Origin of the sequence: Kitasatospora sp. NPDC087271 (genome assembly GCF_044744605.1) — a bacterium.
Lineage (GTDB): Bacteria > Actinomycetota > Actinomycetes > Streptomycetales > Streptomycetaceae > Kitasatospora.
The window spans coordinates 20,783-35,331 of record NZ_JBIUYQ010000023.1; the positions used below are offsets into that span (position 1 = coordinate 20,783).

General features: G+C 73.2%; 14 protein-coding genes. 5 read left to right on the plus strand and 9 right to left on the minus strand.

Features of this window, described 5'->3' with window-relative positions:
- Window positions 1–118: 118 nt before the first annotated feature.
- From ACIO9K_RS30135 to ACIO9K_RS30165, 7 genes are all read right to left on the minus strand, one after another.
- Window positions 119–607, minus strand: a complete 489-nt coding sequence (locus tag ACIO9K_RS30135; RefSeq protein WP_363618630.1) for a hypothetical protein — start codon at window positions 605–607, stop codon at window positions 119–121.
- 100 nt (window positions 608–707) lie between these two features.
- Complete coding sequence (locus ACIO9K_RS30140) at window positions 708–1,028, minus strand: multidrug efflux SMR transporter (protein ID WP_363618628.1); 321 nt, start codon at window positions 1,026–1,028, stop codon at window positions 708–710.
- A 5-nt stretch (window positions 1,029–1,033) separates the two neighbouring features.
- The gene (locus tag ACIO9K_RS30145) at window positions 1,034–1,768 is read right to left on the minus strand and encodes an HAD family hydrolase (protein ID WP_400334694.1); all 735 of its coding nucleotides are present in this window, start codon (window positions 1,766–1,768) and stop codon (window positions 1,034–1,036) included.
- 55 nt (window positions 1,769–1,823) lie between these two features.
- Window positions 1,824–2,909 (minus strand): ABC transporter ATP-binding protein, encoded by a 1,086-nt coding sequence (locus tag ACIO9K_RS30150; protein WP_363580531.1) that lies wholly within the window; start codon window positions 2,907–2,909, stop codon window positions 1,824–1,826.
- 78 nt (window positions 2,910–2,987) lie between these two features.
- Window positions 2,988–3,797, minus strand: coding sequence for an ABC transporter permease (locus tag ACIO9K_RS30155; protein WP_387818562.1), 810 nt, complete (start codon window positions 3,795–3,797; stop codon window positions 2,988–2,990).
- Window positions 3,797–4,834, minus strand: coding sequence for an ABC transporter permease (locus ACIO9K_RS30160; RefSeq protein WP_400334696.1), 1,038 nt, complete (start codon window positions 4,832–4,834; stop codon window positions 3,797–3,799). Before ACIO9K_RS30160 ends, ACIO9K_RS30155 begins: the two co-directional genes overlap by 1 nt.
- 7 nt (window positions 4,835–4,841) lie before the next feature.
- Window positions 4,842–6,008 carry an ABC transporter substrate-binding protein gene (locus tag ACIO9K_RS30165; RefSeq protein ID WP_363618622.1) on the minus strand — a complete coding sequence of 389 codons (1,167 nt, stop codon included), beginning with the start codon at window positions 6,006–6,008 and terminating at the stop codon, window positions 4,842–4,844.
- A gap of 369 nt (window positions 6,009–6,377) precedes the next feature.
- On the opposite strand from ACIO9K_RS30165, the gene ACIO9K_RS30170 reads away from it, so the two are divergent.
- Complete coding sequence (locus tag ACIO9K_RS30170; protein WP_363580537.1) at window positions 6,378–7,157, plus strand: GntR family transcriptional regulator; 780 nt, start codon at window positions 6,378–6,380, stop codon at window positions 7,155–7,157.
- A gap of 28 nt (window positions 7,158–7,185) precedes the next feature.
- Here the strand turns inward: ACIO9K_RS30170 and ACIO9K_RS30175 are convergent, their stop codons facing one another.
- Window positions 7,186–8,766 (minus strand): phosphonate degradation HD-domain oxygenase, encoded by a 1,581-nt coding sequence (locus ACIO9K_RS30175; RefSeq protein WP_400334698.1) that lies wholly within the window; start codon window positions 8,764–8,766, stop codon window positions 7,186–7,188.
- A 253-nt stretch (window positions 8,767–9,019) separates the two neighbouring features.
- The gene (locus ACIO9K_RS30180) at window positions 9,020–10,105 is read right to left on the minus strand and encodes a pyridoxal-phosphate-dependent aminotransferase family protein (RefSeq protein WP_400334700.1); all 1,086 of its coding nucleotides are present in this window, start codon (window positions 10,103–10,105) and stop codon (window positions 9,020–9,022) included.
- 97 nt (window positions 10,106–10,202) lie between these two features.
- On the opposite strand from ACIO9K_RS30180, the gene ACIO9K_RS30185 reads away from it, so the two are divergent.
- The 4 genes from ACIO9K_RS30185 (at window position 10,203) to glnII (ending at window position 14,541) form a co-directional block, all read left to right on the plus strand.
- A complete protein-coding gene (locus ACIO9K_RS30185; protein WP_063349565.1) occupies window positions 10,203–11,294 on the plus strand; it encodes an amidohydrolase family protein in 1,092 nt (363 codons plus the stop codon).
- A 104-nt stretch (window positions 11,295–11,398) separates the two neighbouring features.
- Window positions 11,399–12,076 carry a uracil-DNA glycosylase gene (locus tag ACIO9K_RS30190; RefSeq protein WP_363580545.1) on the plus strand — a complete coding sequence of 226 codons (678 nt, stop codon included), beginning with the start codon at window positions 11,399–11,401 and terminating at the stop codon, window positions 12,074–12,076.
- A gap of 184 nt (window positions 12,077–12,260) precedes the next feature.
- Window positions 12,261–13,298 (plus strand): SCO1860 family LAETG-anchored protein, encoded by a 1,038-nt coding sequence (locus tag ACIO9K_RS30195; protein ID WP_400334703.1) that lies wholly within the window; start codon window positions 12,261–12,263, stop codon window positions 13,296–13,298.
- 220 nt (window positions 13,299–13,518) lie between these two features.
- Window positions 13,519–14,541 carry a glutamine synthetase gene (gene glnII, locus ACIO9K_RS30200; RefSeq protein ID WP_363618613.1) on the plus strand — a complete coding sequence of 341 codons (1,023 nt, stop codon included), beginning with the start codon at window positions 13,519–13,521 and terminating at the stop codon, window positions 14,539–14,541.
- Window positions 14,542–14,549: the final 8 nt, after the last annotated feature.

Consider the following 14,549-nt stretch of genomic DNA (forward strand, 5'->3'; position numbering starts at 1 on the left):
CGATGGCGTGACCGGCCGAGCATAGCCGCAGTCGGTGCGCGGGCGATCCGTTGTGACGGGTGCTTCGCGGTGCGATGACGGGACCTTGACGATGCGTCGGCGCGCGGCCGCGTCGGGGTCAGCGGCGCCAGAAACCGCGCTTCTTCGGGGTGACGAGCTTCGCCACCGCGGCGACGAACAGCTCGGCGACGGGGGAGGGGCCCTCGCCGTGGTTGAGGTGGCCTTCGGACGACCACTCGCCGAGGACGGTGCCGGGGCTGCCGTCGAAGGGGTTGAGCGCGTGCTCCAGGGTCACGTAGCGGACGGTCTTGGTGCCCTGGGGGTGGACGGCGGCGACGAAGTGGGCCTCGGTGGCGCTGGTCGGGGTGGGGAGGGTGACGAGCAGCAGGGGGTGGCCGTCGGCCCGCAGGTGCTGGCAGTCCAGACCGTGGCTGGGCAGCCGGTCCTCGGGCGGGAGGGTCTGGCCGAGGTTGTCCCAGATGCCGGTGAGGACGGGCAGGAGGCTGCCGCCGGCGTCCGGGACGGTCAGCCGCGGGCCGAATTCGAGGACCTGGCGGGCGAGCTCGCGGTGGACGAAGCGGTAGTGGTGGGGTCGTGGGTCGCTCATGGGGCCCACGGTAGCGAACCACTCGGAGCGGGCGGTCGGCACATCCGACTTCCCGCTCCGAAAGGGTAGTTGACCAGCACCGCAGGCCGGGGGCGGCCCGTCAGTGACTGTTCTTGAGGTTGAGCACGACCACTCCGACGATCACCAGGGCGATCCCCAGCCACTGGAGGCGTCCCAGCGATTCGCCGAAGGCGACCACGCCTATTCCGGCGACCGCCGCCGTCCCGGCCCCGGACCAGACGGCGTAGGCGACCGAGACCGGGATGTGCTTGAGCGCGCGCCCGAGCAGCACGAAGGACAGCACGTAGCCGACCGCCACCCCCACGCTCGGCCAGAGACGGGTGAACCCCTCGGTGAGCTTGAGGCAGCTGGTCGCGCAGACCTCGCTCAGGATGGCGAGGGAGAGCAGGAGATAGGGCATGCCGGTCAAACGGCCCGGGCGGCGCCGAGCTTCCCCAGCAGGGCGAGGTCGGCCTGTTCCAGGCTGGCGAGCAGGGTGATCCGGCCGCCGTCGGGCATCGGCGTCGCGGTGGACGGCACGGCGAGCACGGCGCAGCCGGCCGCGGCGGCGGAGGCGACTCCGGTCGGGGTGTCCTCGACGGCGACGCAGGTGGCCGGGTCCAGGCCGAGCCGTTCGGCGGCGGCGAGGTAAGGGTCCGGTGCGGGCTTGGTGCGCGGGGTGTCCTCGGCGGCCAGGGTGACGGCGAACCAGTCCCGGCCGATGGCGGCGAGGACCAGGTCGACGACCTGGCGCGGGGAGGCGGAGACCAGCGCGGTGGGCACCCGCGCGTCCCGCAGGGAGGCCAGCAGGGCGAGCGCGCCGGGGCGCGGGACGGTCTCGGCGGCGACCTTGGCGGCGAAGGACTCGCCGAGCCGGGCGGCGAGTTCGGCCTCGGTGAGGGTGGTGCCGCTGACCCTGTGCAGGTGGGCGGCGGTGTGCTCGACGGCCTGGCCGAGCACTTCGGGGGCGTCCTGGTCGGTGAGCGCGTGGTGGAGTTCGTCGGCGAGTTCGGCGGCGGCCTGCCACCAGAGCTGCTCGGTGTCGACCAGGGTGCCGTCCATGTCGAACAGGACGGCGGCGGGGCGGGGGGCCTCGGTCGTCGAGGGGCCGGGCGTCGGGGCGCCGGGCGTGGGGGAGGAGGGCGTCGGGGCTTCAGGCATGGCGGTACCTTCGGTGGTTCATCAGATGGTGCTACGCAGATGGGGTTCGAGGCTCTCAGACGGTGCGGCGGTCCACCAGCACCGGACGCTCCGGCAGCAGGAGTTCGGCGCGCGAGCCGGCCGGCAGCGCGGCGGCGGCCTCGGTCGGCAGGTCGGCCTTGACCTCGGTGCCGTCGTCGAGGCGGACGGTGAGCCGGGTGACGGCGCCCAGGAAGGACGCGGTGATCACCAGGGCCGGGCCGGCCTCGGACGGGGTCAGGGTGACGTTCTCCGGGCGGACCAGCACCTGGAGCTCGCCGTCGGCGGGCAGGTCGCCGTCCACCGCGTGCCGGCGGCCGAGCACCTCGACGCCGTCGGACGTGCGGGTGCACGGGATGCGGCTCATGGTGCCGACGAACTCGGCGACGAACGCGGTGGCCGGGCGGCCGTACAGCTCGGACGGGGTGGCGCACTGCTCCAGCCGGCCCGCGCGCAGCACCGCGACCCGGTCGGCCATCGACAGCGCCTCCTCCTGGTCGTGGGTGACGAACAGGGTGGTGATCCCCAGTTCCTGCTGGAGCCGGCGGATCTCCTCGCGCAGTTGGAGGCGGACCTTGGCGTCCAGCGCGGACAGCGGCTCGTCGAGCAGCAGCACGCGCGGCTGCAGGGCGAGCGCCCGGGCGAGCGCGATGCGCTGCTGCTGGCCGCCGGACATCTGGTGCGGGTAGTGCTCGGCGCGGTGCGGCAGGCCGACCAGCTCCAGCAGTTCCTGGGCGCGCTTGCGGCGCTCGGCCTTGCCGGCGCCGCGCATCCGCAGCCCGAAGGCGACGTTGTCCAGCGCGGTCAGGTGCGGGAAGAGGCTGTACGACTGGAACACCATGCCCGCGTCGCGCTTGTGGGCGGGGATCGCGGTGATGTCCTGCCCGTCGACCAGGACCTCGCCGGAGTCGTGCTGCTCGAAGCCGGCCAGGATGCGCAGCGCGGTGGTCTTGCCGCAGCCGGACGGGCCGAGCAGGGCGAGCAGTTCGCCCGGGTGGACGGTCAGGTCCAGGCCGTCGAGGGCGGTGGTGGCGCCGAACGAGCGGCGCAGCGAGCGGAACTCGACGGTGGCGCCGCCGGGGGCGAGCGCGACACCGGTGACGGGGGCGGAAACCGTGGTCATGGCTGGTAACTCCTGGAAAGCGTGGGGTGGTTCAGGACCGTGCGGCCGGAGCGCGGGATGGCCGTGCGGCGGGGCGCCTCAGGCCCGCGCGCCCTTGCGGCCGCGGCCGGCGGCGGACATCAGCAGCAGGACGAGCCAGACGATCAGCAGGCTGAGCATCGAGACGGCGACGGACATCTGGCCGTCGCTCTTGCCGTTGGAGTTGATCCACACCGAGAAGGGGGCGAAGCCGAGGATGGAGGCGGTGGTGAACTCGCCGAGCACCAGGGCGACGGTGAGGACGGCCGCGTTCAGCAGCGCGCTGCGCAGGTTCGGCAGGACGACGGTGAACACCGCGCGCAGCCAGCCGGCCCCGCAGTTGCGGGCGGCCTCGACCAGGGTGGCGACGTCCACGCCGCGCAGCCCGGCGTCCAGCGCCCGGTAGGCGAACGGCAGCGCCATCAGCACGTAGGCGATGACCAGGACGATCGGGAACTTCGGGTCCTGGATGGCCACGATGGTCTGGAACAGCGGGGTGTCCTGGAGGTAGTCCGGGCCCCAGCGCAGCACGCCGATGATGCCGGTGGTGAGCGCGACCACGGGGACGACCAGCGGCATCGAGCACATCACCTCGATCACCGGGCGTAGCTTCGGCGCACCGAGCCGGGCGGCGAGCATCGCCGGGACCAGCAGGAGCAGCAGCACCGCCACCGTGACGCCGGCCAGCTCCAGGCTCAGCACCAGGCTGTCCAGGAAGCCGGGCGCGTTCAGCAACTCGGTGTAGGCCCGGAAGGTGGTGCCGCCCTTGTTGTCGTCGACGCTGAAGATCACCGAGGAGGCCAGCGGTACGGCGAAGTAGACGCCGCAGAGCAGCAGGACGAGGCCGCGGCCGAAACGGATGCGATTGATCAGGCGAGCCACTTGGCACTCCGGCGCTGAAGGGGCAGGTACACGGCCATCACCAGGCAGGCGACCACGATCATGTCGAGGCCGAGGGCGAGGGCGAGGTTGCCCTGGCCGACCAGGACGTTGCCGGACAGCGCGTCGCCGATCTGCATCGAGATGAGCGGCACCGAACTGCCCACCATGGCCTCGGCGGTGGCGTACGCGGCGAAGGAGGCGCCGAACAGCAGCACGAAGCCGCCGAGCAGCGAGGGCACCAGGACCGGCAGGGCCACGTGCCGCCAGTACTGCACGACGGTGGCGCCGTTGTTGTACGCGGCCTCGCGCCACTGGGTGCGCAGGCCCTCCAGGGCCGGGGTGATGGTGATGACCATCAGCGGCACCAGGAAGTACAGGTAGACCACGGAGAGGCCGGTGAAGGTGTAGAGGTTCCAGCCGTGGCTGGTGAGGCCGAACTTCTTGGTGACCTCGCCGGCGTTGCCGAGGGTGGCGACGAACATGAAGGCGAGCGGCACGCCGCCGAAGTTGGCGAGCACGCCGGAGGCGGAGAGCACCGCCTCGCGGAACACCCGGAACCGGGAGGTGGCCACGGCCTGGGCCAGCGGCAGGCCGACCACGGCGGCGATCAGCGCGGTCAGCAGGGAGAGCTTGACGCTGCCCCACAGGGCGGTCCAGTAGGCGCCCTGCAGCGAGCCGGTGAGGTTGTCGGTGGTGAAGGTGCCGCCGCCGTCGGGGGCGTCGGGCGAGGTGGTGAACGCGCCGATGGCGATCGCGACGGCGGGCAGGCCGAAGCCGACCAGGAAGAACAGGAGCAGGGGGAGGGCGGCCATCCAGGCGCGACCGCGGCCGGCCCGGGGCTTGCCGGGGCGGGGGGCCCTGGCGGTCTCGGTGCTCTTGGCCGCGGCGGTCTCGGCCGCGGTGTCGGTGGCCTCGGCCGTGGTGGCGTCGGCGGTGGCGGGGGTGGTTGCTGCGGGGCCGGGGGCGCCCCCGCCGCTCTGGGCGGCGGAGGCGGGGGCCGGCACCGGGGTGGGAGCCGTGGTCATCGTCAGGTCAGCCCGCGATCGCCTTGGCCCAGTTCTCGGTCACGGTCTTCTTGGCCGTGTCCGTCTGCTCCTGGGTCGGGAAGGTGGTGAAGGGCTTCTCGACCGGGGGGAGCTTCGCGGCGCCCGCGGCGTCCAGGGTGCCGGCCGTCTTCATGGCGTCGAACAGGGCCGGGGTGGCGTAGCCGCCCAGGAAGCCGTTCTGGCCCTCGGCGCTGTACAGGTACTCCTCCCACAGGCGGGCGGCGGCCGGGTGCGGCGCGTCCTTGTTGATCGCCTGGTTGTAGTACTGCGCGTAGGAGCCGTCCGAGGGGATGGCCACCTGCCAGTCGATGCCCTTGCTCCTGAACTTGTCGGCGTAGCCGGCGTTCAGGTACGACCAGTCGATGCTGATCGGGGTCTCGCCCTTCTCGATGGTCGCCGGGGTGACCTCGACCGGGTTGAAGTTGCCGGCCTGCTTGACCTTGGCGAAGAAGTCGATGCCGGGCTGGATGTTGTCCAGCGAGCCGCCGTTGGCGAGCGCCGCCGCGTAGACGGCGCCGAACGCGGCACCGGCCTTGGTCGGGTTGCCGTTCAGGGCGACCATGCCCTTGTACTCGGGCTTCAGCAGGTCGGCGAAGGTCTTCGGGCAGGCGGACACCTTCTTGGCGTCGCACGCGATCGACATGTAGCCGCCGTAGTCGTTGTAGTGCAGGCCGTCGGCGTTCTTCATGGTGGCCGGGATCTTGTCGAAGTCGGTGACCTTGTACGGGGCCAGCAGGCCCTGCTTGGCGGCGCTGAGCGCGAAGGCCGAGCCGAGGTCGACGACGTCGGGGGCGCGGTCCTGGCCCTTGCGGGAGGTGATCGCGTTGATCTCGTCCTGGCTGGCGCCGTCGGGGTTCTCGTCCTCGATCTCGATGCCGTACTTCGCCTTGAAGTCGTCCATCAGCTTGCCGTAGTTCGCCCAGTCGCGAGGCAGCGTGATGACGTGCAGCTTCCCCTCCTTCTTGGCGGCGGCGATCAGGCCGTCCATCCCGCCGAAGTCGGCGACCGAGGTGGCGGTCTTGGCGCTCTTGCCGCCCGCGGCGTCGCCGGACTTCGCGGTGGAGGAGCCGGCGGAGCCGCAGGCGGTGAGGGACAGCGCGGCGGCGGTCAGGACCGCTGCGAAGGCGGCGGAACGGGCGCGGTGCACGGACACGGGTCAGTCTCCTGATCGGGTGTACTGCAAGGGGGTGAGCTGCGGTGGGGTTGTCTGATCGGGGGATCGTGCGAGTGGCCGTTCGGAGCCGTTCTGAGGTGCCCGGTGCCGTTCGGAGCCGCCCGGAGCCGTTCGAGGCCGTCCGAGTTGACTAGCCAACTTCGCTGACGGAGGTAAGTACGCCGGAGTCCGATGACGGGAAGGTGAACGGACGGCCCAGAACCGGGGTCGGCTGCGGGAACGGTCGAATCCGGCCATCGGAGCGTGATCCGTTCGGTGCGATGCTTCAAAGGCGCAGCGGGATAAGGTCGGGCTGTCCGTGCCGGTACGGCTGCGCAGGACACCGCCCCAGGAGGGACATTGACTGACGTGGCACTTGAGCCCGGGCGCCCCGCCGAGCGCGCTCCCGGCGCCCTGTACCGGAAGGTCGCCGCCGACCTGCGCGAGGCCATCACCACCGGCGCGTACGGCGAGGCCGGCCGGCTGCCCGCCGAGGGCGCGCTCGCCGAGCAGTACGGCGTCTCCCGGGGCACCGTCCGCCAGGCGCTCGCCGTCCTCCGCTCCGACGGGCTGGTCACCTCCCGCCGCGGCACCCGGCGCGTCGTGCTCGGGGGCGCCCGGGTGCAGAGCTTCTCCGAACTGCTCAGCTTCACGCACTGGGCGTACTCGATGGGCGAGGAGCCCGGCGGCATCCTGGACTCGCTGGTCCGCCGCCCCGCCGACACCGCCGAACGCGAGCAACTGCGCCTGGAGCCGGGCGCCGAGGTGTACGTGACCGTCCGGCTGCGCACCCTCTCCGGCGCGCCCGTGATGGTCGAGCGGACCGTCTACCCGCCGCGGGTCGGCGAGATCGTCGCCGAGCTGCCGGCGGACGTCGTCTCGCACACCGAAGTCCTGCGCGAGCACGGCATCCTGTTCACCGACGCCGACCACACCATCGACATCGTGGCCGCCAACGCCGAGGACGCCCGGCTCCTCGGCTGCCGCCGCGGCGGCCCGCTGCTGCGCGAACGGCGGCGCACGACGGACCCGACCGGCACTCCGGTGGAGTGGTCCCAGGACCGCTACCTGCCCGGGACGGTGGCGTTCAGCATCCACAACTCGCTGGCCGCGTCGGCGCTTTCGCGGCACGCCCGGGAGGGGGACTGAGCCCGTTCCGCCTCCCGGGCGCCGCCGGTCACTTCATCAGTGCGGCGAGCAGCGGGCGGTAGTGCTCGAAGCCGGGTGTCGGCGCCCCGGCCGTCTTCGCCTGCTCGTCCCAGCGGCGGACGGCCACCGCGTCGGCGGCGCCAGGGAGTTCGGCGAACGCGGCGGCCTGCCGCTCGTCCATCGGGCCGCCCTGGACGGTGAGGGTGTACTCCGAGGCCTCGGACAGCCGCTGCCGGTAGTCCGGCTCCACCGCGCACAGGTAGCGCTTGGCGGCCACGTGCAGCCGGACCGGCTCGGTCACCTCCGGGCCGAACCACCGTGCCAGCCAGTCGGCGCCGGTGTCGCTGTGCCGATTGTCCTGACCCTCCATCAAGTCCCTTCCGTGCAGCGCTCCCTGGAGGTGGCCGACGTCGTGCAGCAGCGCGGCGGCGACGAGGTGGTCCGGCGCCCCGGCCGCCTCGGCGGCAGCGGCGGCCTGGAGCATGTGCTCGGCCATGGTGACCTCCTCGCCCAGGTACTCCCCGGCGCCCTCGCCCGCGAACAGCCCGGCGACCGCGTCCAGCGCGGTGGCGCGCCGGTGCAGCACGGCGAGGGTGCTGCCCAGCGTGTCCAGGTCGGCGTAGCAGCCCTGGAGGTGGCGGTGGCCGTCCTGCTGGAAGGCCGTACGGGCGTGCAGCAGCCGGGTGTTGTCGAAGATCAGGCAGTCGCCGCGGTCGAGGCGGAAGGTGAGCTGGAGCTCGGGGCGCAGGGTGATCGCGGCGAAGCGGCGGTACGCGGCGTAGAAGGCCGTCAGTTCGGCGGAACTCCCGCGCAGGGTGCCGATCGAGCGGTTGTTGAACCGCACCTCGCGGATCCGGCCCAGGGCGTCCACCTCGATCAGCGGGCGGTCGGCGCGCAGTTCGGTGCGGCGGTCGCGGAAGACGAACGGGACGGGTGTGCGGGTGAGCGTCTCGAAGTCCGCCGGCGCCTCCTCCCGGAGGACCGCCGCCGCCCGGAACCCGTCCACCAGGCCGGAGTCGCCGCCGGTCGCGGAGTTCTCCAGGCAGTGCAGGAGCTGGAGCGTCGGCACCGGGTCCCGGTACGGGTTGTCGGTGTGCGGCGCGATCGCGACGCTGGTGAACGCCAGGTTGTTCGGATCCGGCTCGACCCGGACGTCGAACAGCTCCCCGTAGTTGGTGACCCGGACGTAGCCGAAGCTCTCGGCCACCGCGAGGACCTGCCGCTCCACCGCCGGCACCCCGCGCAGCACCGCGAAGCCGCTGCTGCGCACGGCGGTGAGGACGGCGGCCTGCTCGGCGGGGTCGGACAGGTACGCCTCCCACCGCGCCTCGGGGATCCCGCGCGCGAAGTCCGCCGCCACCCAGAGCCGCTTGCCCTCCTCCGTCCGCCCGTCGCCGTCCCGCTCGGCGCCCAGCCACTCCAGCGGGTACCGCGAGCGGTGCCCGTCCGACCAGAGCACCTCCAGGCCCCCGTCGGTCTCGGTGCTCGCGGCGACCGCCAGGTCCTGCGGCAGGTCGTCGATCTGGAACAGTTTCTGCCCGTTCCGGGGGTCCCGGCACTCGGCGCACGGGCAGTTGTCGCGCAGCCAGTACGGCGGCAGCTCGGTCACGGTGGTCTCCTCCTCGGCGGCGTCTCGGGTGAAGTTGTATAGCCAACTTCACCCCTGGCCGGAGCCTGCCGGTCCCCGGTGAGATCGGCGTGCCGCGCAGATGAACGCTGCGGGAACTGTGCCGGGAGCCCGTGGCCGAAACCCGCCGTGCCGTGTGCGGCCAGGCCCTGTCCGGGGGAGGGACGGAGCGGCCCCCGGGACCGAGTGTCCCGGGGGCCGCTCCGCGTGCTCGGGCCTTGACGGCGCCGTGGTGTCAGCCCTGGACAGTGGCCGTCCAGGCGGCTTCGGCGGCGGCCAGGGCCGGGGCCGGGTCCGCGTCCGTCGCGGTGGCGAGGGCGGTGAGGCAGGCGTGGACGGTGGGCAGGGCGGCGGCGGGGCCGTAGTGGTTGACGCGGAGCATCGAGGCGGCGAGGGGGCCGCCGCCGGGCTGGACGGGGAGGGCGGGGTCGAGGCGGGCGGCGAGCTCGGCCGCGTGCACGCCGGCCGGGGTGCGCAGGGTGGTGGCGACCGGGGCGGCGTGGGCGTCCTCGGTGACGAACGGGGCGAGGGTGCCGAGCGCGCGGGCGCCCGCGCGGGTGGCGGCGGAGGCGGCGCGGTGGCGGGCGATGACGGCGGGCAGGCCGTCGGCGGCGATCCGGTCGAGGCAGGCGCCGAGGGCCAGCATCTCCAACTGGGCGGGGGCGTGCGGGAGCACGGTGCGCCCGGCGTCCGTCCAGCGCTCCTTCCAGTCGAGCAGGGACAGGTAGGAGCGGCGCGGGGCGGCCGGGTTGGCGGCGATCCGTTCCCAGGCGCGCTGGGAGACGGAGACGGCGGAGACCCCGGCAGGGCCGCCCATGGCCTTCTGGCCCCCGATGACGCACAGGTCGACGCCCCACTCGTCGGTGAGCAGCGGCTCGGCGGCGACGGAGGCGACCGCGTCGAGCATCAGCAGGGCGCCGTGCTCGCGGACGGCGGCGGCGATCCCGGCGACGGGGTTGGTGTTGCCGGTGGCGGCCTCGGCGTGGACGAGGGAGACGAAGTCGACGGCCGGACGGGCGGCGAGGGCGTCGGCGACCTGCTGCGCGCTGACCGCGCTGTCGAAGGGGACGGCCAGGTCCACGACCTCGACCCCGCAGGAGCGCAGCCAGTTGCCGAAGGTCTGCCCGTACGGGCCGGTGACGACGTTGAGCGCGGTGGAGCCGGGGTGCGCGGCGCCGCGGATCGCGGCCTCCAGCGGCAGCAGCGCCTCACCCTGGGTGACGATGACGTCCGCGGTGGTGTGCAGCAGTGCGGCCACCTGGTCCTCGATCGCCGCGAACTCGGCGGCGCTGAGCGGGGGGAGGTCGAGGAAGGGACTCACGGTAGCGGCCTTTCGGGCGTGGGGTGGTGGGTGCCGGAACGAGTCTGCCGCATCTTTGCTGCTTACAGGGAACACCCCCGTCGGTAGAGTGCGGGCCATGAGCGATGGCGCGGTGCTGCACGTCCGGGGTCGGGTGCTGGTCGGTCCGGAGGACGTCCGGGACGAACTCTGGGTCGTGGACGGCCGGGTGAGCTTCACCCGCCCGCCCGGCGCCGAGGACGTACGGACGGTGACCGGCTGGGTGCTGCCCGGCCTGGTGGACGCGCACTGCCACGTCGGCCTGGACGCGCACGGCGCCGTCGACGCGGAGACCAGCGAGAAGCAGGCGCTCACCGACCGTGACGCCGGCACCCTGCTGATCCGCGACGCCGGCTCGGCCGCCGACACCCGGTGGATCGACGAGCGCGAGGACCTGCCCCGGATCATCCGCGCCGGGCGGCACATCGCCCGCACCCGCCGCTACATCCGCAACTACGCGCACGAGATCGAGCCCGGCGACCTCGCCGCGTACGTCCGCGCGGAGGCCCGGCGCGGCGACGGCTGGGTGAAGCTGGTCGGCGACTGGATCGACCGTGAGCGCGGCGACCTCGCCGCCTGCTGGCCCGGCGACGCGCTGGCCGAGGCGATCGCGGCGGCGCACGAGGAAGGCGCGCGGGTCACCGCGCACTGCTTCGCCGCCGAGTCGCTGCCGGACCTGCTGGCGGCCGGCATCGACTGCATCGAGCACGCCACCGGACTGACCGAGGAACTGATCCCGGCCTTCGCCGAGCGCGGCGTGGCGATCGTCCCGACGCTGGTCAACATCGCCACCTTCCCGGGCCTGGCGGCCGGCGGCGAGGGCAGGTTCCCGGCCTGGGCGGCCCACATGCGGCGGCTGCACGAGCGCCGCTACGCCACCGTCGGCGCCGCGCACGACGCCGGCATCCCGGTGTTCGTCGGCACGGACGCGGGCGGCTCGCTGGCGCACGGGCTGGTCGCGGAGGAGGTGGCGGAGCTGGTGAAGGCGGGGCTGAGCCCGGCGCAGGCGCTGTCGGCGGCCAGTTGGGGTGCGCGGGAGTGGCTGGGGCGGCCGGGGCTGGAGGAGGGGGAGTCGGCCGACTTCGTGGTGTACGGGGAGGACCCGCGGGCGGACGTCCGGGTGCTCGCCGACCCGCGGCTGGTGGTGCTGCGCGGCCGGCCGGTGGGGTGAGCGGGTGACCCGTCGTGGTCGGCCGCCGGGCCGGACGGCTCCGGGCTCGTGTGCATGATCATCCGCTGAACGCGCTGTCGGTGTAGGCCGATAGGGTGGCCACCATGGCACCGCGTCCACTGAACGAGATCGTCGAGCCCGGTTGGGCCACCGCCCTGGAGCCCGTCGGCGGGCGGGTCGCCGCCATGGGCGACTTCCTGCGCGCCGAACTGGCCGCCGGCCGTACCTACCTGCCGTCCGGGCCGAACGTGCTGCGGGCCTTCCAGCAGCCCTTCGCCGACGTGCGGGTGCTGATCGTCGGCCAGGACCCGTACCCGACGCCTGGCCACGCCGTCGGGCTCAGCTTCTCGGTGGCGCCGGAGACCCGGCCGATCCCGGCCAGCCTGATCAACATCTTCCAGGAGTACGGCAGCGACCTCGGCCTGCCCCAGCCGTCCAACGGCGACCTCACCCCGTGGACGCGGCAGGGCGTCCTGCTGCTCAACCGCGCGCTGACCACCGCGCCGCGCAAGCCCGCCGCGCACCGGGGCAAGGGCTGGGAGGAGGTCACCGAGCAGGCGATCCGGGCGCTGGTGGCGCGCGGCGGCCCGCTGGTGGCGATCCTGTGGGGGCGCGACGCCCGCAACCTGCGGCCGCTGCTCGGGGACGTCCCGGCGATCGAGTCGGCGCACCCGAGCCCGTACTCGGCGAGCGGCGGCTTCTTCGGCTCGCGGCCGTTCAGCCGGGCGAACGAGCTGCTGGCGCGGCAGGGGGCGCAGCCGGTGGACTGGCGGCTGCCGTAGCAGACCGGAGTCAGTAGCAGACGTCAATCTCACTCCAACGAGTGAAATGACGTTCTGTGTGACTCCTGTGACGGACTGTTCGAGAAGACTGGCGGCTCACCGTTCGGAACGCCGGCCCCTCCCCGCCTGTCGCGGGTGACGTCTGGGCGCGCTCCGGATCAACAGCACCTGTGGGGGTACCGCCATGTCTTCTCGTTCCACCGGCTCCGCCCGTTCCGTCCGCCGAACCGCTTCCGCCGCCGCCGTGGTCGCGGCCTGCACGCTGCTCACCGTCCCGCCCGCGTACGCCGCCCCGGCGGCCACCGCGTCGCCCTCTCCGTCGTCCGCCGCCTCGCCCGGCAAGGCGCGCGCCGTCACCGCCGAACTCGCCCTGGACGTCAGCCTGTTGAACAAGGCGGTCGACGTCCCGGTCGACCTCGCGCTCAACAAGGTGGAGACGCCGGCCCAGCGCGAGGGCTCGCTCCTCACCGCCAAGGTCGACGGCGTCGACCAGCAGGGCCCGGTCACCCTGGTCAAGGCCGACATCGGCACGGCCGTGACCCGCATCGACGCCAAGGGCACCGCCGCCTCCGTCAAGCTGGTCAACGCCGACGTGCACGCCCCAGGCCTGCCCGCCACCACGCTGATCGGCCTGGAGGCGATGAGCGCCGAGGCGACCTGCCCCGTCGACGGGCAGCCGACCGCCGACGTCGTCGCGCCCGCCAGGCTGACGGTGCTCGGCAAGCCCGTCACCATCGGCCTGTACGGGCCGACCAAGGTGGACGTGCCGCTGATCGGCAGCGTGTCGGTGGAGCTCTCCAAGAAGAGCACCACCTCGACCACCGCCGCCGCCTCCGCCCTGGAGGTCCAGGTGGAGGTGAACCCGCTGAACCTGAACGTCGCCAAGGTCACCGGCAAGATCACCGTGGCCTCGGTGAGCTGCGAGAAGCCCTCCGCGCCGGCTGCCGTCGCGACCCCGACCCAGGCCCCGACGTCGCCCGCGCCGACCGGCACCGCCGCCACCGCCCAGCCGGTCGCGGACACCACCACCCGCGCCGTCGTCCCGCAGGCCGCCACCGAGAAGCCCGGCCCGTCGGAGAAGCCGGCCGCCGGCCTCGCCGCGACCGGCGGCAGCAGCGCCACCGGCCCGCTGGCCGCCGGGGCCGCCGCCCTCGTCGCCGGCGGGGCCGGCGCCCTGTGGGCCACCCGGCGCCGCCGGGCCGCGCACGCCCGCCGGCACTGAGCCCCGGCCCCTCGCGGTGCGGGAGCGCCACCCGGGGTGCCACCTCGGCACCCCGGGTGCCACCCCGCCACTCCGGGTGTCGCCCTGGCACTCCCGCACCGTCACCGTGCCATCACGGAGGGTTGGTTCACATCCGCGTTACACGAGAGGAACAACCGGGAAACGGCGGCTTGCGACGCTACGCGGGCACCCACCACCCAGCAATGCGAGGTACACCGCCGTGGCAATCAAGGCCGAGTACATCTGGATCGACGGCACCAAGCCGACCGCGAAGCTCCGTTCCAAGACTCGGGTCCTGCCCAACGCGGACAAGATCCCGACCTGGGGTTTCGACGGCTCCTCGACCAACCAGGCGGAGGGCCACGCCTCGGACCGCGTGCTGGACCCGGTGAAGGTCGTGCCGGACCCGATCCGCGGCGGTGACAACATCCTCGTCCTGTGCGAGGTGCTGGAGACCGACGGCACCCCGCACAAGTCCAACACCCGCGCCCTGCTGCGCGAGGTCGACGAGAAGTACGCGGCCCAGGAGTCGATCTTCGGCATCGAGCAGGAGTACACCTTCTTCAAGGGCTCCCGCCCGCTCGGCTTCCCGGAGGGCGGCTTCCCGGCCCCGCAGGGCGGCTACTACTGCGGCATCGGCGCCGAGGAGGTCTTCGGCCGCGAGATCGTCGAGCTGCACCTGGACCGCTGCATCGACGCCGGCCTGGCGATCTGCGGCATCAACGCCGAGGTCATGCCCGGCCAGTGGGAGTTCCAGATCGGCCCGGTCTCCTCGCTGACCGTCTCGGACGACCTGTGGATCGCCCGCTACCTGCTGTACCGCACCGCCGAGGAGTTCGGCATCGACGCCACCCTGGACGCCAAGCCGGTCAGGGGCGACTGGAACGGCGCGGGCGCGCACACCAACTTCTCCACCAAGGCGATGCGCGAGGGCTACGACGCCATCATCACCGCCTGCGAGTCCCTCGGCGCCTCCCAGGACAAGGTGCTGGAGCACGTCAGCCAGTACGGCGACGACATCCAGTCCCGCCTGACCGGCAAGCACGAGACCGCCCCGTGGAACGTCTACAGCTACGGCGTCTCCAACCGCGGCGCCTCGGTCCGCATCCCGTGGCAGGTCGAGGTGGAGCAGAAGGGCTACATCGAGGACCGTCGCCCGAACGCCAACATCGACCCGTACGTCGTCACCCGCCTCATGATCAACACCTGCTGCGAGGCCCTGGAGAAGGCCGGCCAGGTCTGATCCGCCCC

Coding starts and splice junctions, on each gene's coding strand:
- ACIO9K_RS30185 (WP_063349565.1), top strand. CDS start 10,203: ATGAGCGATGGCGCGGTGCTGCACGTCCGGGGTCGGGTGCTGGTCGGT.
- ACIO9K_RS30160 (WP_400334696.1), bottom strand. CDS start 4,834: ATGACCACGGCTCCCACCCCGGTGCCGGCCCCCGCCTCCGCCGCCCAG.
- ACIO9K_RS30145 (WP_400334694.1), bottom strand. CDS start 1,768: ATGCCTGAAGCCCCGACGCCCTCCTCCCCCACGCCCGGCGCCCCGACG.
- ACIO9K_RS30195 (WP_400334703.1), top strand. CDS start 12,261: ATGTCTTCTCGTTCCACCGGCTCCGCCCGTTCCGTCCGCCGAACCGCT.
- ACIO9K_RS30190 (WP_363580545.1), top strand. CDS start 11,399: ATGGCACCGCGTCCACTGAACGAGATCGTCGAGCCCGGTTGGGCCACC.
- ACIO9K_RS30140 (WP_363618628.1), bottom strand. CDS start 1,028: ATGCCCTATCTCCTGCTCTCCCTCGCCATCCTGAGCGAGGTCTGCGCG.
- ACIO9K_RS30150 (WP_363580531.1), bottom strand. CDS start 2,909: ATGACCACGGTTTCCGCCCCCGTCACCGGTGTCGCGCTCGCCCCCGGC.
- ACIO9K_RS30135 (WP_363618630.1), bottom strand. CDS start 607: ATGAGCGACCCACGACCCCACCACTACCGCTTCGTCCACCGCGAGCTC.